Genomic DNA, 24,335 nt, shown 5'->3' with positions numbered 1-24,335 from the left:
CTCCTTCTGAGACCTGGGAAATCAATTAAACTATATCCCAATTAAAATCAGTCTCTATTTTTATTTTTTCTTTCTCCTGAGTCGCAGATAAAACAAGTTCTTTTTCCTCACTTGTTAACATTTGAATATCTTTTAGACTAACATTAGGATGAGTTGTTATTTCTTCTAATAGAAGGTTAAATCGCCGTCCAAATTCTACTATTGTTGATTTATCAAATAAAGATGTAGCATATTCAAAAGTGAATTCATATATATCTTTATTTTCTTCAGCAATAAGAGTTAAATCAAACTTACTTGTTAGTGTATCTGTGTTTGTTTCCGTGCTAATTTCTAATCCATCCACAACTGTATGTTTTTCATCAGAATTTTGTAATACAAACATGACATCAAATAAAGCACTTCGGCTTAAGTCTCTAGAAAGATCTAATTTTTCCACTAACTGATCAAATGGATACACCTGATGTTCGAAAGCTTCTAACGTATCGTTTTTCACTTTTTTCAAGTGATTAATAAAAGATTGATCTGGATTTATTTGATAACGTAATGCAATTGTATTTACAAACAGCCCCATAAGAGGTAACAGATCAGCATGCGGCCTACCTGCAACTGGTGATCCTATAATGACATCCTTTTGTTCCCCATGCTTGTACAGAAAAATAGTGAAGGTAGCCATAAGTAACATAAAAGGTGTCGTATCAGTTTCTAGTGCTATTTTTTTTATTTTTCGAGTAATTTCCTTGTTTACTTGGAAATTATATTGTTCACCCTCAAAACTCTTTACAGGTGGTCGACCTCGATCATATGGTAATTCAAGAACTGGTATATCCCCTGAGAATAATTCTTCCCAGTATTTCTCATGGATATCAAATTCTTTAGAAGATAATAATTTTTGTTCCCACGCAGCATAATCTTTATATTGCAAACGATTTTCCGGCAATGTTTCCCCAGCATATAGGGCCTTAAAATCATTCATAAATATACTTAAAGACACGCCATCTGTTATGATGTGATGAAGGTCAATTACAAGTAAATAACTATTATCTTTTAACTCCTTTAGTCCAGCCCGCATTAACGGAACCTTAGAAAGATTAAATGGTTGCAACCATTCTTTATACTCTCCCTTTATCATTTCTAGCTCAAATGTTACCTGTTCTAATACTCTCTGTACTAACTGATCCCCCTGCCACTCAAACTGTGTTCTGAGTATTTCATGGCGTTTAATAAGCTTTTCAAAGACTAATTCTATCCTTTTCCAGTCCACCGTTCCTTTAAGAATAAAACAACTTGGTACATTGTATGTCATCTGTGCCCCATCCATCTCTTGTAATAACATCATTCTTTTTTGAGTCGATGAAACCGGGTATACCTCAGATTCCGGTACTATTTCTATATCTTGCAACCTATTTTCTTTTGAATTTTTAATAAAATGACTTAAAGTGCTTATTGTTGGATACTCAAAAAGATTTGCCAATGATAATTGCACGTTAAATTCTTTCCATATTTTAGCGTTGATTACAGTGGCATGAAGGGAATGACCACCAAGTGCGAAAAAATTATCTTCCACACCAATACAAGGATTACCTATAACTTCTTTCCATATATCAACTAGCTTTCTCTCCATATCATCGAGTGGTTTTACATAATTAGTAGTCTCCATCGATGGAAAAGAATCTATAATTACATTCTTTGTATTACCTTCTATAACAGAAAAAAGAAATGTCATTATTTGTTCAGCTAAATTTTGCTCGTATTCAGCAGCATGGTGAATTTTATCTGAAATGTTTACTATTCCTTCTTTAGTTACTGATTTTGTTAAGTGCATTTTTATCAATGATCCACGAATTACTCCCCAATTGGCAGCTGCTGTCTTCATAGATTCAGCGATAGTTTGGAAGTCAGAGTGATAACGCTCACCAAGAAACGAAAGCATTTTTGAAAACTTCACTCGGCCATCTACAACTTGACCTAAATGTGAGAATAACGGAACATCATTAAAGTCTAAATATCCATCTGTCTCTTTATTTAAATCAAACCTACTTATTAGTTTCGTGGCAAAAAGGTGCATTTGTGAAAAAATATGTTTTTCATCTTTTATATGTTTTATCCAATTTGACAAATCGGTTGTAATCGATTGTATGTCTGTGATTTCATCTTCAGTAACTTTTAAAGTACTTACTTTTTGATAACCCTTATGAAAAAGTTCTGTTGAAAGTTGTGCATTTTTAACCATAAAATATGGATCGGTAATAATTAAACAGTCTTCTTCGGGCTCATATCCTACAATAACAAATGAATGAACAATATGATTTTTTAGATAATTCTCATCCCAAGGAAGCCAGTATGCATTCATGGTTACCACCACAGGAAATCCCGAGTATAATTGTTCTAATATAATTTCAAATCCTTCATCGGATGAATCTGTATCAAATATAGTACTTTTTATACCATGATATTTTTCTAAATCACTTACAAAATAACCAGACTCTGTATATAAACCATCCCCTAGATTTCCATTATCGACAGGAGAAAAACCAAAATCCCATAATCTAGCGTACATTAAATAATGTTTACGCTTAAACCAATTAGCTAACGTAGCAATTACATCATCAATACAATTCTGTTCAGAACTTTTACAAGGCTCTACATCATATAAGATTGAAGAAGTATAATTTCCCATTTACTCACCTCTATATTTTTACCAACAGGAAAAACTATTGTAATTTGGTTATTTCTCTATACTAAGTTGACAGAGATATGTATATCTTCTTTAAAAAGCTATCAATTATTATTAACGCATTTCATATAAAGAATCTTATTTCTCGAATCACTTTTTTTTTAATCATTCTATAATAGGGAGGAGAATTCCCTAACTCATAGTCACCAGAATAAACACTAACATTCTAGAAAGCTAAGAGGGAAAGCTCCTTTAATCCCACAGTATAGCAAGTGTAAATTTAAACTCTTAAAAGTCGTGTTTACAATATGAAGTAATACTAATTATTTTTCTTTTCTGCTATATAAGCAGCTAGTTGTTTAATATTGCGTTTTGTATATGCAACTAAGTCGTCCGTATTAAGATTCTCGTTTTCTAAAGCAAGATCAAGCTCAATAGCTAGTAGAGAATTTCCTCCTAAGTCAAAGAAATCATCCTCTACACCGACAGCTTCAATCTTCAATATACTTTTCCATATTTCAACCAAACGAGATTCTAACTCATTACTAGGAGACATCATACTCTCCTCCTCATTCTTAGGTAAAGATCTAGGTGAAGGTAAGGAATGTCGATCAACCTTTCCACTTGATGTTAATGGTATGTTTTCAACTTCAACAAAGAAAGTAGGTATCATATAACTCGGAACTAATTTCGCAAGATGCAATTTCAAATCAGAAATGGATACAGGTGATTTTGCTACGAAATAAGCTACAAGTTTTTTCTGCCCATCTTCATCTTGAATGTCTACTATCACTGCTTCTTTAATTGCATGATGTGAAGATAAAGCATCTAAAATTTCCCCTGGCTCAATTCGATATCCTCTAATTTTTAATTGTTCATCATTTCTACCGAGGAATTCTATATTCCCATCAGGTAACCAGCGTGAAAGATCTCCTGTCCTGTACATTTTCTCCCCTTTTACAAATGGGTCTGGTAAAAACTTTTCTTCAGTTAATCTCATTTGATTTACATATCCTCTTGCAAGCCCTTCTCCCGCAATATACAGCTCTCCTACCGCGCCAATAGGCTGAAGTCTCTGTTTTTGATTAAGTATATAAAGCCTTACATTCGGAATAGGCTTTCCAATAGGAATAGTATTATAGTTTTCACTTTCTTGAAGTGAAAATGTACTTGCGATAACCGTCGCCTCAGTAGGACCATACATATTTTCTATTTGAGTCGATAGTCGATGCTTTTTAAATTTATTAACCACCTCATGTGTCAAAGCTTCACCCGCAAGTAATATATACTTTACTTTATTTAAAACCTGGCAATTTTCATTATTAAGTGTATTTACGAATGCTCTAAACATAGACGGTACAAAATTTAATAATTTTACATCATATTTATCTATAGTTCTTAAAATTGCTCTTGGGTTTCGATGTTCCCCATTGTCCATTATTACTAATTTACTACCTACTATGGTCCACCCAAACAACTCTAGAACAGATACATCAAATATATAAGGTGTCTTTAGTAGATACGTATCTGATTCATCCATAGGATATAAATGAGACATTGAGAATAAGAAATTCACAATACTACAATGTTCAATCATGACTCCTTTTGGTCTACCTGTAGAACCGGAGGTGTATAAAATATAAGCTAAGTGATTTGGTTTTCCAGTAACCTCCAGGTTACTTGTATCACCAACGTACAAATTTTCTTGCTTTAAATCAATAATCTCTCCTACAAATGGAATTTCACCTACGTATTTAGATTCTGTAAGTACAAATTGAGGATTACAATCCTCTAAAATATGTTCCATTCGACGCTTTGGATATTCAGGATCAATTGGTACATATGCAGCTCCAGATTTTAGCGCAGCAAATATAGCTATAATCATTTCTACGGATCTTTCCACAACGATACCAATTTTAGTTTCCTGATCTACACCTTTTTGTCTAAGAATACGAGCAAGCTGATTTGCTCGATTATTGATATACGAATAACTGTACGGTATATCATTTGAAATAACTGCGATTTCTTCTGGTTTAATTTCAACCTGATCCTCAAAAAATTGATGAACTAATTTACCCTGAGTAAAATCTAATTTTGTATTATTAAGTTCATTTAACATCCTTGTGGATTCACTTTTACTTAAAACATTAACGTCTTCAATTTTCGCTTCAGGATTAGCTACCATCCACTCTAGCGTATTTATAAAATGCATCATAAACCGCTCTATAGTTTGCGGATAATATAGTCCTGTCGCGTATTCCAATTCTAATCGCAGACCCTCTTCTTCCGGAAATACTTCTATACTCATATCTACCTTTGAAGCTTGATGCTTAATTTCGTATGATTTAAATGTAATATCTTTTATTTTTTCTGATGTTCTTCCGATATTCTGCATTACTAACATGACATCAAATACAGGATTTCGATTAGTATGATAAGCCATGTCTAACTTATTTACTAACTCATCAAATGGGTATTCTTGATATTGAAATGCTTCTAGCGCATTTTCTTTTATTTCATTTAAGAATTGAATTATCGTCTTTTCCGCTTTAGGATGATTTCTCATAGGTAGAGTATTTACAAACATACCTATGATAGGCTCAAGATCATGATGAATTCTTCCTGCAATTGGAGAACCTACTATAATATCTTCCTGTTGCGTATACACATGTAATACTATATTTAGTGACGAAAGAAGTACCATATATAAAGTAGCTTCTCTTTCATCCGCAAAGGATTTTAATTTATTAGAAAGTTCAGGTGTTAAATGGAATACTAATCTATCACCTTCAAAAGTTTGATTTAGCCCACGTGGCTTATCGGTTGGGAACATAAGAATTGGTAACTCACCTTTAAACTTCTCTACCCAATACTCTTCAATTTCTTTCAGCCCTTCATCATGTAAACGGTTGGTTTGCCAATTGGCATAATCTTTGTATTGTATTTTAATAGGCTCTAAGGCTTTGCCTGAATATAAATCTATAAACTCTTTTTCTAACTTCGCTAAAGATACTCCATCTGCTATTATGTGATGAAGATCAAATAGTAACAGATATTGATTGAATTCTAATTTCATTAAACCGACGCGCATAAGTGGAGCCCTATCTAACTGAAAAGGACGAACAAATTCCTGTATTAGCTCTTCAATTGTTGATCTATCAGATTTATATAAATGTTCAATTCTAATATCTAAACTATCATGAATAAATTGAACTGGTTCACCTTTAATAAATTGGAATGAAGTTCTTAATGATTCATGACGTTCTACTAATTCTTTGACACATTGTTCTGCCTTTATAAAATCAAACTCACCTTCTATTAACATTGCACCTGGTATATTGTAGGCAGTTCCTATTCCAGCAAAGCGGTTTAATATATATAATCTTTTTTGTGAAGAAGAAGCTTGATAAAATTCTCTATCAGGTACGATCTCAATTTGAGAATAATTTTTCTTCCCTTCATATTTCTCTATATACTCCGCTAATAGCATAATTGTAGGCCTTTGAAACATTTCACGTATAGGTACATCTACACCTAAACGTTTATATATGTGTGAAACAACAGAAGTAATTTGTAATGAATTACCTCCTAATTCGAAAAAGTTATCATTCACACCTATTTTCTCTATTCCAAGTACTACTTTCCATATCTCAGAGAGCATTTGTTCAATTTCATTACGTGGTTCAATAAATAAAGCTGTGGATTGCTCCCAAATTGGATCTGGAAGAGCTTTCCGATCTATTTTACCGTTTGATGAGATTGGAAACTGCTCAATCGGGATGATGTATGCAGGAATCATATAAAAAGGTAAATACTCTCTAAGGAATTGGCGTACCTCTTCTACTTTAGCTGAAGAATTCATAACAACATATGCACATAAAACCGGAGCATCTTCTCCCTCTTTTTTACGTGTAATTACAATAGCTTCACCAATTTCAGGATATCGTAATAGTTGCTTTTCTATTTCTCCCAATTCAATTCGTAATCCACGAATTTTGACTTGATCATCCATACGGCCTAAATATTCAAGATTTCCATCTGGTAACCAGCGTGCCAAATCTCCAGTACGATATACCTTGTCATCTATAATAGAAGAACCCTCTTTGTTGATTTGTATAGGAACAAATTTCTCCATAGTTAACTTAGGTTGATTTAAATAACCTCTTGCTAATCCTTCTCCTGAAATACACAATTCCCCAGGAATTCCAACGGGTTGTAATTGTTGATTATCACCCATAATATAAACTTTTTGATTAGCTAGAGGTCTTCCTATTGGTAATTGATTCATAAATTCTAACTCAGCGTGCTGAACATGATAACATGTAGAATCTACAGTTGTCTCTGTAGGTCCATAAGCATTTGTTAAATTTGGTCGGCAGTTTTCATTAAATAAACCAAGGAACTTCCGTGCTAATTTCGGTGGTAATTCCTCTCCAGCAATAATAAAATGTTTAAATGAATATTCTATTTTTTTATCTATAAAATTATTTAATAATCGAAGATGCATCGGCGTTCCATCCGCGATATTTATTTGCTTTTCTTGATAAAAATTAATTAGCTTCTGCCCATCAGTTCTTGCTTCCTCTGGTACTATAAATAAACTATTTCCTAATAAAAGCGCACCAAACATGTTTTGTACTGAAGCGTCAAACTCAAAAGGTGAAACTAACCCGATTCGCATAGAGGAACTATATTTATCATATATTTCATTTTTTAACCCGAATATTAAATTTACAACACTACGATTTTCAATCATAATTCCTTTAGGATTACCTGTTGTTCCAGAGGTAAAAATAACATATGCCAAATCGTAAGGTGTACTTACTGAAGGGAAACTAACCAATTCTGTTTTAAGTAGTTCATTAAAACTTACCATACTACAATCCTGGATTTCCCTTGTAAAATCTTCACTAATAACTTCTGGTTTTACTATACAAAGTGGAGATTTACATTCTTTTAGCATTGCCTCTATCCGTTTATACGGCAAATATATGTTAATAGGTAAATAAGCAGCCCCACTTTTTAAAATACCTAGCAATGCAATTACTGCATCAATTGATCGATCCATCATAAGGCCAACAATGTGTCCTTTTCCAATTCCTTTTTTATGTAGAGAACTGGCAACCAGATCTACCTTTTCTTTTAATTGAGCGTATGTTATTTCTCTTTTGTCATCAGAAACAGCAAGTTTATTTGGATTATGCATGACTTGTTCTTCAAATAACTGTATCACCGTTAAATGATGCGGGTAATCTAACTCAGTTTGATTAAATGTGATTAACTCTCTTATATCATTATCACTAACCCAATCTAAATCTATATGCGGCGTATTCGGTTGTAGTAAAGCTTGCTCTAACAAGTCTATAAAATGATGACCAAATCGCGTAATAGTAGATGTTTTGTATAGATGTTCATTAAAATACATATCACCTTCTATACACCCATTTACTTGACGGAAAGAGAATATAATCTCAGCATTGCTCTCTCTTAAATAATTTAAATCTTGAATTTCCTCTAGCAAAATTGCAGTACGGAATGGATAATTACGCCCCTCTGGAAGGTAGTTACTCAAAACCGGTTGTAAACTTTCCAATGGGAAATTTTGATTTTCTAAAGCATTAACCATTACTGTACTAACATGCTGGAGAATTTGTCTAAATGTCATATGTTCCTCAAGACCATGTCTTAAAACTAACAAAGTATTAATAAGGTTAGTATCACTGTCTTGTTTTAAAACAGGTGTACCAATGCATATATCTTGCAATCTAGTATATTTATTTAACAGTAAAGTAAGTCCAGCAGTAAGAATCATGTGCAATTGAAGATCTGATCCATTTGCTAACTTTAAAATCTTCTCGGACAATTCCTCTTTTAGTTTTATGCTAACATTTGATAAATTCACCTGTTTGTTTGATGTCCGGTAATCATAAGGGAAATGGCAATCAGCCAGTTCCCCTGATAAGTTTTCTAACCAAAATTCTCTTTCCTTTATTCGTTCATTTGCGGCAATTACTTTATCTTTATTCGCTATTCGTTCAACCATAGTTACTCACTCCTGACAATAATCAATTAAAAGTTAAAATCCCCAAAATCTACTGATACCTTAACTGGTTGCAGTTCTTGAATTTCTTGTTTAAATGAAATATCTTTTAATAAAATTTCAGGATGATCTACAATTTGTTCAAAAATCTCAACATAACGCTCACATAACTTTTGAACCGTGTCCCTAGTATATAAAGAGGTTGCATATTCCATAGTCAGTTCAATTGTATCTTCCAATTCAACCACTCTTAGCAATAAATCCATTTGCGCGCGCTTAAAGTCGTGATCATATGTCTTTAGTTCTAAACCATCGATAAACATATGATCTGCATCCATATTTTGCATAACAAATGAAACATCGAAAAGTGGGTTCCTATTATACGTTCCTTGAAGTCCTAATTGATTAACCAGGTCCTCATATTGACATTTTTGATGTTCAAACGCTTGTAAGACCTGTTCTTTTACTTCAAATAGGAATTGAGTAAACCTTTGTTCAGCTCTTGGATAGTTCCTTATCCCTAACATGTTTACAAATACTCCTATAATATCTTGTAAATCCGCATGTGGGCGACCAGTAATTGGTGAACCAATAACAACATCCTCTTGGCCAGTATATTTACCTAGCAAAATATTATATACAGAGAGCATTAGCGTATATAATGTAGTTTCTTCTTTTGCTAATAAACGCTTAATTTTCTTGGTAACATTTGAATCAATAGTAAAGGATATTTTACTACCTTTTAGATCTAATATTTCAGGTCTTGTATAATCAGTAGGCATTTTCAAGACAGGTACACCATCTTTAAATTGATCTAGCCAATACTGTTCATGTTTGAGAGCAATTTCTTTTTCTTTTTCACTCTGCTGCCATTCTGAGTAATCCTTATACTGTATTTTTAAGTTTGGTAATTTCTCTCCTGAGTAAAGCGCAAATAGATCTCTAACGAAAATATCATAGGAAACTCCATCGGTTACTATATGATGTAAATCAATAATTAAAATATGTTTTTGTTCTTCCAATCTAATTAACCCTACACGGAAATATGGAGCATTATTAAAATTAAATGGGCGAATAAATTCATTAATTATTTGTTCCACTTCAGATTCAAAGCCCTCAATTTGAGTAATATGGAAATCAGCATGATCATGAATAATTTGTACCGGTTTATCATTTTTCATTTCAATAGTAGTTCTAAATATCTCATGACGCTTAATTAATTGAGTGAACGCCTTTTCTAAACGTTCAATGTTTAATTTTCCATTTAAAAGAATAACGGAAGTATCATTATAAGCTGTACTTTCTGGATACAATCGGTGTAATACATAAAATCTCTTCTGAGCTGAAGAAAGCTGATAATGAGATTTAGGTTCAGCTGGAACAATAACATCAAATTCACTCTTATCTGCCCTTGAAATATAATTTGCTAGTTTCTCAATATTTGATAGAGTAAAGAGTTCTTTAATAGGAACTTCAACATTAAACTCTTTATGAATTTTTGAAACAATAGTAATAGCCTTAAGTGAATCTCCACCTAGTTCCAGAAGATCATCATGAACACCAACTTCTGAAACTTTAAATATATTTCTCCAAATTTTTGAAAGCTTTTCTTCTACCTCATTACGAGGTGCTACATATTCAGTCAAGAGTTGTGGTCTAGAATGGTATAACGTAGAATCTAATTCTTCTTCCTTCTCATCATTGAAAGAATTTAATAACACCCATTGATCAATACGCGCTTGCAGTTCTCCTGGAGAATGAATCAGTACTTCCCCTTGTTTCCATGACAGTGCTATATTAAAAGCCTGAACTCCTTCTTCAGGTGTCATAGATAATTCATGTACACTTGCACCTATCTGCATATCTTTTTCTTCATCTTCCCAGTATTTCCAATCACTCCAATTGACACTTATCCAAGGCAGGTTGGAATAACGATTTATATATTGTGCAAAAACATCCATGTATATATTTGAAGCAGCATATGATACATAACCTAATCCACCTAAGACCGCTGAAATTGAAGACATTAGAACACAAAAATCTAAATCTTTATTTCGTAAGCACTCTTCTAAATTGAGAAGACCATAAATTTTTGCAGAAAATTGTTCCTCACAGTCCTCTTTTTCAAGTTCCTGAATTAAATTAAAAGTCTTTCCACCAAGAATACCTGCACCATGAATTACACCATTAATCTTTCCAAATTTTTGTTCTGCCTTATGAATTGCTTCGTATAGTTGTGATTGATCTGTAACATCAGCAGCAAGTACATAAACTTTAGATCCCGTTTCTTCTATCTCTAAAACTTTACGAATTCTTTCCGAATACATCGTATTTTCCTTCAAATGCATATCCCACTCATCACGATTTGGCAGACCTGTACGTGTAAGAAGAACTAAGTTGGCTTGTACAGTTTGAGCCAAGTGTTTCGCAAGAATTGTACCAATACCTCCGAGCCCTCCTGTAATAAGGTAAACTCCATTCTTTCTTAAAGGCAGTTTCTCTTTAGCTGGTTGTTCTAGTTGTAAAGGCTCGTAAGTTTGAACAAATCTTTTATTTCCTCGATAAGCAATCATCTTATCATTCGTATTTGAAAGACATTCTTCTACTAATTGATTTATTAGCCTATTCTTCAATTCTTTGTTTACAGGTAAAACAACATCAATACTTGAACAAGAAAGATAAGAATACTCTTGCGGAACAACTAATGACGTTCCAAGTACAGTTGATTTTTCTGGAATTAATTCTTCATCACCAATCACTTGTTGAACACCATTTGTAATGATTTGAATTGAGATTGAATCAGAGATATTCTTGTCTCCTAGTGCCTGAGTTAAGTAGAACATTGAATAGAATCCTAAGTTTTGTTTACAATTTACATATTCAATTGAGGCTTGTCTTTCCTCATCCGTAATTCCCCACATATGAACTATTCTTGTAGGTAAACCACATATTTCTTGTACTTCATCCAATAACTTAACGTAATCTGTACGCTCTTCAGGATTTATAATGAAGCGATCGTTATTCTCCTTATTAAAACCAAAACCAGGTTCTACTGTAACTACTCTCTGCCCTTTATTTAATAAGTCCCTAACTAGTTCATTACCTAATCCTTCTTGATCTACAAAAACAATCCATGTCTCATTCACATCATGATTTGATTCAATCAATGTAGAACTTTTCCATTGCGGCGTATAGAACCATTCAGAAATGTTGTTATTCTTACTAATTTTAGATTGCTTACTATTAAGCTTTTGACCTAAATCATACGGATTACCTTGTAATTTATAAGATATTTTATTGAAAGAATACATTGGTAATGGGATACGTCTTCTCTTCTCATCTTTATAAAATTGTTCCCAATCTACAGAAATACCTGTTACCCACATTCGAGTGATGTGACTGAATAAGAAATACATATCTGATACATCTTGTTGAACAGATCGAACCGTATTAAATATTCTTTCATTACCATTTTCATAGTCTAAAAGGCGACTAGTAAGCCTACTAAGGTCATTTCCAGGACCAATCTCTATGAATAGACTTGTATTGTCCCTATTCAACTCTTGAATTCCATCAGAGAATCGAACAGTTCCACGCATATGTTTTACCCAATAAACTGGGTTTGTTGCTTCTTCAGGTCGTATCCAAGTACCGGTCAAGTTTGACAAATAAGGTATTTTAGGTTCTCTAAGTGTCAATGTACTCACATAGGAGGCATACTCGTCCAGGATTGAATCCAGTTCGTGTGAATGTGCTGCTCCTTCTATTGTTACTCGCATACACATTAAACGCTGTTTCTTTAATTCATTCTCAAAATCTACAATCGCTTCTTCTGTCCCAGAAACTATACAAGCTGGACCATTAACTACTGCTAAAGAAATGGTATGTTGATATTCTTTTTCAAAAGAATTAATCAAATGAATTAATTCCTCTTCTGGAAGTGGAACGCTAAGCATTACCCCTGCAGGAAGACTACTCATTAGCTGACCTCTTTTTACAACCAATTTAAGTGCATCTTCCAAAGTAAATACTTCTGCTAAACAAGCAGCCACATATTCGCCAAAAGAATATCCAATCATTGCTTCAGGTTTAATTCCCCAACCCATTAATAGTTTCGCAACTGCGTATTCAAACGCGAAAAGAATTGGTTGACTAAATTCCATTCTTTTTAATTTTTCCGTGGCCTCATTAATACTGAAAGTAGTTGGGTATAACACTTCTTTCATGTTTACATTCGTAACAGATTGAAGGATTGCAAAGCATTCATCCATAGCTTCACGGAAAATTGCCTCTTGTTCGTATAATTCTAACCCCATGTTTACATATTGCGATCCGTTCCCAGAAAATAGGAAGTTAATTTTAGGATGTTCCTCTTTTACATTTGCATATTGTACTCTTCTTCCGTCTGGCTGGTTTAATTGTTCAATCCCTTCTTGAGTACTGGTACAAACTAAAGCTCTCCTATGCTTGAATTCCTTACGTCCAATTTGCAATGTATAACTAGCGTCTGCCAAATTCAAATGAGGATTCTCTTCAAGGTGATTTCCTAAATTCAAAGTCATACGATCCAAAGCATCTTTCGATTTTGCCGAAATCATTAACATCTGGTATGGTCTACTATTTGAGGTTGCTTCAAGTTTTGGTGCCTCCTCCAAAATAATATGTGCATTTGTACCACCAATACCAAATGAACTAACACCTGCACGTAATGGTTTATTTTCCTCTTTCCACTCATTTAATTGTTGATTTACATAAAACGGCGTGTTTTCAAATCCAATTTGCGTGTTTGGTTTTGTAAAATTCACACTTGGCGGAAGAACCTGATCTTTCATCGCAAAGACCGTTTTAATTAGTCCAGCAACACCGGACGCTGCATTTAGATGGCCCACATTTGCTTTAACAGATCCAATTGGTACAGATTGTTTTTCATTAGAGTTAAACACTTCACTAAGCGCCTTGATCTCAATGGTATCTCCTAGTTTAGTAGCAGTTCCGTGTGTTTCAATATAGGAAATGGACTCAGGTTCTACATTTGCTTCATGTTGCGCCATTTTAATAACTTCTACTTGGCCCTCTACACTAGGTGCAGTGTAACCAATTTTCCGATTCCCATCATTATTAATCGCCGTTCCTTTTATTACTGCATGTATAGTATCCCCATCATTTATAGCTTCCTGTAAAGGCTTCAGAACAACAATCCCAACACCGTCTCCAAAAAGCATTCCATTTGCATTTTCATCAAAAGGACGACAATGACCATCTGAAGAAAATAGCATTCCTTCTTGGTAGGTATAACCTGCTTTTTCAGGTTGAGTTAATGTAATTCCTCCAGCTATAGCAATATCACAATGCCCCTGTAATAATGCTTGGCATGCATTATGAATAGCCACCAATGATGTTGAACATCCCGTAAAGATATTCATACTTGGTCCTTTTAGGTTAAATTTGTAAGAAATTTGAGTGCTTAGCGAGTCTTTGTCGTTAAGTAACGAAATTAAAAATTGTCCAGCTGGTTCATTTGCCTCTGAAAGAGTAGATAACACTTGCCAATATAAGTTAGGAGATGCGCCACTATATACACCAATTAGGCCCGGGTATGTCTCAATATTATATCCAGCATGTTCAAGGGCAGACCACGCACATTCATGAAATACTCGTAGTTGCGGATCCATTAATGATGCATCTTGAGGTGTATAATCAAAGAATGGAGCATCAAAATTATCAGTTCCCTCTAAATACCCTTTCGCTTTAACATAATTAGGGCTTTTTACTTCCATAGGATTCACACCAGATTCAATTAACTCTTCATCTGTAAAAAATTGAATAGACTCTGTTCCAGACTTTATATTATTCCAGAATTCATTTACATTCTGTGCTCCAGGAAAACGTCCATCTATTCCTATAATTGCAATATCGTTATCTTCTTTCGTTTTTCGATTAAATCGTTTTGTATGTTTAACTTGATTCTTTTGTTTATCTCCACTTAAGTATTTCGCTAAAGAACGAATACTTGGATACTCAAACATAACTCCAATTGAAATCTGTTTTTCTAATCTATTAATTAATCTCTCATGAATTTGAATTATATGAAGTGAAGTTGCACCAAGATCAAAGAAATTTTCATTTACATTTACAGTATCAACACTGTAAAACTCTTTCCAAATCCCTATAATTATTTCCTCTACTTCATCTTGATTTCTGAACTTATCTCCCGTTTTCGTTTGAGTTTCCAATTCAGAAATTCGTTTACGAGAATTCAGATTAATCCATTGATCAAAACGTTTATTTAAATCTCCTGAAGAAATAATTACCTGATTTAAACCACTTAAACCAAGCACACATTGGAATGTTTTTTGTCCTTCCTCAGATGTCATTTCAAGCGCTTCTATACTTTGAGCATTGAATATTTTATTAACCTGTTGAGCTCCCGTATACTGCCAATCTCCCCAGTTAATACTAGTCCATCGATTATTAGATGTATTACTCACTTTGTCTGAAAAACTATCTAAGTAAAGGTTTGCTGCTGAATAGGCTACAAAACCTAATCCACCCAAAATAGGTGAAAGTGATGAAACAAGATAACAAAAATCAAGATCATAATTACTCAATAACTTATCAAGAACTATCACACCATGTACTTTAGGAAGAAATTGCTCTTCACATTCAATCCTACTTATCTTTTCCATTGGACACTGAGCTGATTTAACACGTAAGACACCTGCAGCATGAATTACTCCATTTATGTGACCAAAATTAGCCTCGGCCTGATGAATCACGTTTCTCATCTGCTCTTCATCAGCTACATCTGCAACAGCTGTCATTACTTTTGCTCCCAATGACTCCAACTTCTGAATATGGTTAATACGTTGACATAATTGTTCATTTTCAATCTGTGATTGAAGAATTTCATCCCATTCTTCACGATCAGGAAGAGCTGTTCTACTAACTAATATTAGTTTAGCCTTTACTGTACGCGCCAAATATTCTGCTAATTTAAGGCCTACTCCTCCCATTCCACCAGTAATTAAATAAACCCCTTCCGATCGAATATTCGGAATTTTTGAAGCTAATTCATTTTCATTTATTACTAGCATTTCACTTACTTTTTCATCAGGTATAGGCTCATAGATTCGAATGTAACGAGTGTTATTTCGAATCGCTATTACAGTGTCAATAATGTCCGTTTGAATCTCAGAATATAAGTTTGATATTAATGCTTCTTCATTATCAGACAACATAAAATCTACACTACGGCATCTAATATTTGGATACTCTTGTGGAAATACTTTTATAGGAGCCAAAAGAGTAGATTTTTCTGCAATAATAGACTCGTCTCCTACTACCTTTTGCATATTATCCGTCATAACATTTATATTGATAGGATAAAGTAAATTAAATTTACTAATTGTCTTTGCAAGTGATATTAATGAATAGAATCCAGTATCTAAGGTCTCGATACCTAAATCCTTATTATCCACATTCCATAGGTGAACAATCTCCTCTGGTAAACACTCTTGTTTTTGTAGCTCATTAAATAACTGATAATAATCTTCTTGTTCAGTAGGGCATATTGTAAATTCATTTAAACTAATCTTTTTATATGAAGGACCCACACCGACTGTTATAACACGATGTCCATCTCTTTCAAGTTTTTCTTTAAGAGCTAAGCCTATATGCTCATTGTCTAAAAATAACAACCAACTTTTAGTAGATCCTTTAGTTACATCTACAATTTCTTTTTCCATCCAACCTGGAGTATAGAACCACTCAGCTATATTAGAACGTTTCTTTATCGACGTTTCTTCACTATTAGTTATATTTTGCTGTTCAGCTGGATCTATCCAATATCGTTTTTTCTCAAAAGGATAAGTTGGTAAGGCAATACGTAATCTATATTCCTCTTCATACAGTTTACTCCAATTAATTTCTACCCCTAACTCCCACGCTTGTCCCAATACCTCTAACAAGTCGTTTTGTAAAATAATCTGATTATTATTAATTTCAGAATTTAACAACTCTCCAATATGTACAATCACAGAATTAGGATCTACATCCTTAACTTGTGTTAGAAGTTCTACTTTTTCTCCATGCGTCCATTCTGTCTGTAACTCTGTATAGTTCTCAACTAATTGATTCAGGACATCTTCTGGCTTAAGAGATTTATTATAAATATCTGAAACCATTCCAACTAAGCCTGTACCAATAATGTTAGAAGGACGTACATCACATTCAATTAATACATCAATAATCGATTGCAAGCAGACGAAGAAGGTTAAATCTTCAACCAAGCTATCATCTGTTCCTTTAAAGAATGCTTCTTTCAATGCTTTTCCAGTATACATTTGGGCATCATTCATATTACGCTCAAATACTTTTAAGAATAATGGTTCCTTTTGGTATAGTTCTTTTACATTCTCAATAATTGATGAGTATTCGCTAGGTAACACAAATACCAAATCTGGATTTTCTTGCGTTTTCACGTGAAAATCTTTAACTGTTTTTAAATTGTCTATGGCGCTATCTATATCCTTACATAAGACCGCTCTTCTATACGAAAATGATCGACGGCCAGTTTGCAATGTGTATGCTACATCTGCTAATTCAACATCTTTATTAGATTCCAGATATTGAACCATATTTACTGTAGCATTATTTAAAGCTTCTTTTGATCTAGCAGAAAGAACCATTAACTTTTTCTCTCTAGTAGAAGCAGAACTTTTAACTTTAGGCGCTTCTTCTAATACAATATGAACGTTAGTTCCACCATATCCGAAAGCACTCACACCTGCTCGAAGAAGATCATTATCTTCACTTTGCCAATTCACCAAATCAGTATTGATATAAAATGGGCTATCTATAAAATCAATTTTCGAGTTAGGGCGCTTCACATTTAAAGTTGGCGGGAGTTGTTTATGTCTCATAGATAAAACTGTCTTTATAAGTCCCGTCACCCCTGCAGCTGTATCTAAATGACCTACATTACTCTTAACAGAACCAATTGCACAAAAAGATTTCTTGTCCACATCTTGAAACGCTCTCTTTAGTGCCTCTACTTCAATAGAGTCCCCTAATGGCGTTGCCGTCCCATGCGTTTCTATATAACTAATAGTAGAAGGATCAACTTCAGCAAAACTATGAGCTGCTTGAATTACTTCAGCCTGTCCCTCAACACTCGGTGCAGTATAGCCTACTTTTCGACCTCCATCATTATTTGCTGCTGATCCCTTAATTACACCATAGATTGTATCCCCATCAGCAATCGCATCTTCTAATCTCTTTAGTATTACCATACCTACACCATCACTAAAAACTGCACCCTGGGCTTCTGCATCAAAAGTACGTACTTTGCCATCCGGTGAACTTGTCATTCCTTCATGGTATTTATAACCATTCTTTTTAGGATACGTTATAGATACTCCACCTGCAGCTGCAATAGAGCATTCTCCAGTTAACAATGATCTACATGCAAGATGAATGCTCAAAAGGGATGTAGAGCATGCTGTATATAATGTAAAACTCGGTCCCTTAAGTCCCAGCTTATAGGATGTAAGCGTTGAAATTGCATCTTTATAGGAAAGAGTACCTGCCTCTGAAAACTCAACCACACTATCACTGTTTAATAATGGCGTGTGCTTCATCCAATTAAAATTAGTAGATGCTCCTACGTATAACCCTATTAATCCTTCATAATCAAATGGATTATAACCTGCCATCTCTAATGCTTCCCATGTTGTTTCCTGTAACATACGGATTTGGGGATCCATTATTTTCGCTTCTCTAGGTGTATAAGCAAAAAAGGATTCATCAAAATATTCTACTTCCTCCAAATACCCTTTTGCTTTCACAAAATTAGGATGTTGTAAAACATCTAAATTAACACCTTCTTTAATTAACTCATCTTCAGTAAATGTAGAAATTGAATCAACACCATTTTTTAGGTTATCCCAGAATTGGTTTATTTCATTTGCACCTGGAAATTTACCTGCCATTCCAATAATCGCTATTTCCAAACCAGTTTTACTATCATCTTGATGCTTCATTTTCACTTTCCTCCTATTTTGTTTAATTCGGATTTTCTATGCTTTACATACTCTTAGCTACAATACTTAGAGCTAATACTCCTATTTCATAAACTTAAGCAAAAGAAAAAACACATGAAATTACCCATAAAGTAGCTAAAGTGATTTACATACCTGACAGAAAACAAAAAATTTTAATTACGATTTCTATTACTGGATTTCAATGATATTTTGAGCAATCATTTTTATTCTAAAAACCCAATACTTTGGTAATAATTCTGTTAATATTACACTTTATGTAGTTAGTAACATATTCACAAGAAGTTTTCTTTAAGAAATTAATTTGTAGAGTAATAATTTTGTAGGGGATCTATGTTATAAAATTAAGCATACTTTTTCCAATATCATATAGAAAAAAACAAAAAAGTGACATACAGTGAATATTGAGAAATAAAATTCATTTATTCCATATCTAACCAAAATAGAACGAATTTTCAATTTTAAATTAGATTTTCTTGCATTTATAATTGCATTCTCTATAAATCATCTATGGTGAGCTTTTAAACTTTAAACATAAATGAAATTATATGTGAAATTTTTTAATTTAGATGAGGATCTATACGTGAATCCATTTCAGAGGAATTACATATGCTACAGATTTAATATTCTTCATAAAGTTATATACATAAACTAAATTCCTTCAAACGTTTTAAGAAAATATTGAGTATGAACATCGTTAGTGGAACGGTTCCTACCGAAGCCAAACTTATTTCTAGGATTGCTGACTTACAATTATGCATTGTACGACTCCTAAGACAGACCAAATAAGTTCCATATGCTACAGTACTGTTTATCCTTCCGTTATGTTTCGCTATGCACATACAATATTTTCATCTTATACCCATAACTAATGTCCTGCAGACGCTTTATATTATCTTCAAACCCACTATTTCACTAAACTGTAAAATTAAAACCACTAAATTTCCGAATAAACTGAAAACTCATGAGAAATTGACAAGAAATCTCAATAAGATCTTTTCAATATATCTTAACTTCAATCTCATGGAATCAGGACTCAATAATGATGCTATACGGGGGAATGTTCTACTAAATAGAATTACTAAAAGAGATATCTATAGAGAACCCAGATCTTAAAGAGAATACTTTAGATTTTGTTGAAGAAGTAGCGCAAAATGTAGAGCAAGGTGCAGCTGTAAACCCCTCCCTTCTTAGACGGGATAAAGCGGCTTTAACTGATATTAACTCAATGGGCGTTCATGGCTCCCAAGTTGCAGCTAAGATTGGCCAATTCATTAGTATAATAAGTGAATCTATTTCATAATTTTCGTTTTTTAAATTCTATTTTATTGTTAAGAATTAAAAAACGGTTCAAGAACAAACATATATAAATTTAAAAGCACCCATGGTGGGTGCTTTTTGCTTTACTATGAAATAAGTATCCAACTTGGAATATCACTTTTTGAGAAAATTCAACTACAACAGTACAACTAATTTTATATTTTTTTAATTTGTAAAGCCATCATTAAATAACCAAATAAAATGCCAGTGATATTAGTATGCTTGCTTAACATTACTAGGTTCTATGAGTTTAACATTTTGTATGTTTTGTAAAACTGATTTCCACTTTAATCTTTAAACATGTTTAGAAGTTTGCACCTTCTGGGATAATAAAAAAATTATTAACTGTATTTTCATATATGTTAGTAGCGATTTTGAATTCAAGATTACATATGGTAAAATAATAATGAAATTACATATAAAGGGAGATTGATATTATTGCCGATTTCAGAAAAAATAGTCATTTCCAAAACCGCGAGGGACTTATTTGTAAACCGAAATAATAGAGCATTATTAATTTACAGTCAGCATCCAAAAGAAAAATTTCCAATCTTATATAAATTGGCAAAAATCCATTTAAATAGTAATGCTAGAGACATTGATAAGGTATTTGAAACCCTTCAGCGGAAAGAAATATTATTATTAAATGAAATGCTAGGTAATGTTATTAACATATGTAGGAACGAATGGATTGGCGACGTTGATCCATATGCAATTATTGAAAATGAAAAGGAAAGAAAAACTTGCTCACTATGTAAACAAAAAAATAATAAATTAGTTTTTCATATAAAAAATAAATTTAATGGAAGAAGAATAAATGTTGGTAGTTCATGTATTAATGATTTTTCTTCTTTAGAATATCCTTCAGGGGTATCTAAGAAAGAAGTAATGAGAAGTGCAAATCAAAAATATAAATTGCAGAATTTAATTTTCATGTTCCCTGGTATTGAGGGCATTGTTAACAATTGGGAAAAAGAATTAGAAATTTATGAGATACTCATCCCTCACGAAATAGAACAGGAATACTTGGAAACAGGAGAAAAATTAAGGAATTCATATGATAATTATATTAACGGGAAAGTTAATAAAATAGATGCTGGAACCATAAAAAAATATTTAAATGACAGAAAAGAATTTTTGGCTAAAATGAGTAAATACGAAGAACTCAATAAAAATCAGGATTTTATTGTAACAAGGAAAATGGTAAATTGGTTACAGCGCAGGCATGATTTTAAAACAATTGAGATATTAAAAATTAAAGGATATATAACAAAAGAAAGTGCATATAAGGTTTTAGAACCCAATTTTATAGAGTCGTTAATACCAAAATTTAATCTACATTTTCAAAAAAATAATATACAAATCGTAAGTTATAATAAAGAGTATTCTTATTTTAAAATAAAGCCTTTCTATAACCTTAATTTTCATTTAAAAATAAGCTGTTCTAAATTAATAAGGACTTTTAGTTCATTAATATTCGATAATAAACCAAACATAGCTCCTAGTTTAAAAAATATCTTTCAAACTGCAGAATTATTTTCTGAGGTTGAACAAGAAATTGTGATTAATGAGCTGAATAGAATTAAATCCAATATAACTATGAAGTTACTTCATTTTGGGTATGATTACGACCATTTTGAATATAATGAATTAGACTTATTTGATAAGAGAATTAATAAATTTATCGTAGTAAAAATGAATAAATTCCTTGAAGAATTTAAGGGTGTCGCTTTTGGTCTAATGAATCCCAAGGAAATTGAAAAATATGTAGATTATGAGTTAAGTGGTAATTCAAAAGCATACACTCATGAAGAATTGTGGGCAATCCGTGATAGAAGAGATGATACGATCGAAGAAAACTAGAAGAAAGCAAGATATGTAGAATTCCTCATACAAAAAAAACAACTATTTTTTTTCTTCATCCTTGATTGAAGTATAAAAACAAATTTAGAAATATGCAATATTGCATAAAAATGACCTGTTACTCTTGCTATAATTTTAAATGTAAACTGTTGCATCCAACATTTTATAATTTTCTATATTCATTAATATAGAGACCCTAATCACAGGAAAAAGGGAAGAATATTGGTGGTTCTTCTCTTTTTCCTTATTTTTCAACTGTTGAAGCATATATTCTATAATATAAAATATGTTTATTAATGAAACCTGTTAAAGTACAAACTTTTAATTGGCAAACGAGAAATAAATAATTCATTATTATTTCTGCTATATTTAAAGGGCTTTTTTCTAATACAATAAGAAAAACAAAAAGAACTTGTAGAAATCACTACAAGTTCTTTTTGCTTTAAAGCGAATACACGGAACACATAAAATATCTCATTATTCATAATGGGGAAACCATATTGATTACGGCTTGATTCCATTATATAACAAATATTAACATCTAGAGTTTTAATGTTTGAAAATTATGTGAATTAATAAAAAAGGTCCACCTTTCCTCTAAAAATCTCATTTATTAATTTTATATAAACCGTTTTAAATCAACGCTGATATCATAATAAATGAATAAAATGTATACATAAATAAATAGAGAAAAATATAGGATTCTTATAGAAAGATATATATTTATTCGTCTCTCTTCTCTCTCTTCAATCATCATCTCTCTTTATATAGATGTCTCAAATAGAGATTAATATGTAATTTCTATATAACAAAGAAAAAAAGAGTAAACTAATACTCTCTTGTCCCATCATAAAAAAAGTTTGATTATTAAACCGCTAATTAATTTACATTTATCTTTGTTAATCTCGAACTTAACTTTCAATTTCCCCAAATTGAATTTTATTTTCATGTGTCCTACTCTCCTTTTCGATTTGAGAATTCATTTTAGTTAATCGGACACAGACATATAATTATTAAGTTGTTAGAGCATTTTTTATGCAAAAACAGTGTTTTAAGTGTATACTTTTTTCTATTTATACGAAATGTAAAGAGATAGTATAACTCAATGATTCAAAAAAATGAAAGTAAACAAATGGGTAAAAGTTTACATTGGAGTTTTCAATCATTTTATAACTAATTTTGTAATAAATTTCTCGATATGGATATACTTGTTAATTATAGTTTAAATATTCAAAATTAACAAAAAATAAATTATAATAACAATATGATGGTTATCCTTTTGTTTACTCCTTGTGCTAAAGATAAGATCGTGTTCCTGGATCTTATCTTTTTATTTTTGAATTTTAGATAAAAAAAGAAATCCTTAATAGCTTAAGGATTCTGCAACAAGAAATTTAATCTTCTGCTTTATAAATGGTCAATAATCCTTTGCCACGGAATCTATCGATTCTAAACTGACAGCAAACTTTCTATTTACTATATGATAATGTCACTTCAGATTCTTCTCCTGTAACTGTACAAAATCAATGTTTAAATTAATTAATTTTTCATTGTAATCAACCAAACAGAGTGTTTATTACTGAGCTTTACCCCTGATGAATTATCTGGATGGTTGGCATAATAATGGATCCAAGCTAATCTTGTATAACCTTCTACTAAATGATAAGGTGTTTTGTATCCTGAAAATTGTCTGCTATCTAATACAATAGGAGGGACACTCCATGTACCTTCGTTAAGCCAACTTTTTACTACGGAATTAATATGACCATAAGGACTTTTTTCAATTTTCCCATTAATGTTTTTTAATTCTCTGATAACTGGAAGATAACGTCCTTCTTCACCATATTCCCCAGGTTTTATTTGCAAAATAGCCTCAATATCCCACGTTTCTTGTTTGAAAATAACAGTAGTAAGATCAATATCTAAATATTCTTCTAGAACATCATGTTCATCAATAAAGGCGAACAACCACTGCTCAGCAACTTCCCTTGGAACAGGTACTCCACTTTCTTTTGCTCTCAATAGCCATCTTTCAAAACTCTTTTCATCTTGCCAATCTTTTTCATTCTTCTGACGACGTAATTTATTCCAAATACTATGCATTTTTACTCTCCTTGTTTCTTAGAAAGGAGCAAAATCAACTGCACTCCCTAAAGTGTTCGACTTCATTCTATTGTAACAGGCTTTCGCCATGCATGAGAAACATGAAGATCCAAAAAGTACACTTAATCCTCGAGCGACATCTCATACCGAGAATCGTTTCCGTACCCCAACTAGGGTATATTGAAATATAACTAATTACTTGTATAACTTATTTTATTAATCGATATTACATTACTAAAGGATGGCTCATATCAAAAAAGACACCTAATAATTCCTT

General features: G+C 32.5%; 5 protein-coding genes. 1 reads left to right on the top strand and 4 read right to left on the bottom strand.

The window, feature by feature from the left end:
• Positions 1-25: 25 nt before the first annotated feature.
• From QCI79_RS28705 to QCI79_RS28695, 3 genes are all read right to left on the bottom strand, one after another.
• On the bottom strand, positions 26-2,677 hold the full coding sequence (locus QCI79_RS28705; RefSeq protein WP_021728619.1) for a condensation domain-containing protein: 2,652 nt from the start codon (positions 2,675-2,677) through the stop codon (positions 26-28).
• A gap of 316 nt (positions 2,678-2,993) precedes the next feature.
• Positions 2,994-8,717, bottom strand: coding sequence for a non-ribosomal peptide synthetase (locus QCI79_RS28700; RefSeq protein ID WP_021728618.1), 5,724 nt, complete (start codon positions 8,715-8,717; stop codon positions 2,994-2,996).
• Between the two features lie 26 nt (positions 8,718-8,743).
• A complete protein-coding gene (locus tag QCI79_RS28695) occupies positions 8,744-18,754 on the bottom strand; it encodes a type I polyketide synthase (RefSeq protein ID WP_021728617.1) in 10,011 nt (3,336 codons plus the stop codon).
• Between the two features lie 1,776 nt (positions 18,755-20,530).
• On the opposite strand from QCI79_RS28695, the gene QCI79_RS28690 reads away from it, so the two are divergent.
• Positions 20,531-21,955: a hypothetical protein gene (locus QCI79_RS28690; protein ID WP_021728616.1), complete on the top strand. Its 1,425-nt coding sequence runs from the start codon at positions 20,531-20,533 to the stop codon at positions 21,953-21,955.
• Positions 21,956-23,494: 1,539 nt separating this feature from the next.
• Here the strand turns inward: QCI79_RS28690 and QCI79_RS28685 are convergent.
• Positions 23,495-24,058 carry a hypothetical protein gene (locus QCI79_RS28685; RefSeq protein WP_021728615.1) on the bottom strand — a complete coding sequence of 188 codons (564 nt, stop codon included), beginning with the start codon at positions 24,056-24,058 and terminating at the stop codon, positions 23,495-23,497.
• Positions 24,059-24,335 lie beyond the last annotated feature (277 nt).

It is taken from the genome of Bacillus cereus group sp. MG1 (assembly GCF_040460035.1).
GTDB lineage: Bacteria > Bacillota > Bacilli > Bacillales > Bacillaceae_G > Bacillus_A > Bacillus_A cereus.
Note: the sequence above shows the minus strand (reverse complement) of the source record. Positions and strands in the feature narration are given on the sequence as shown.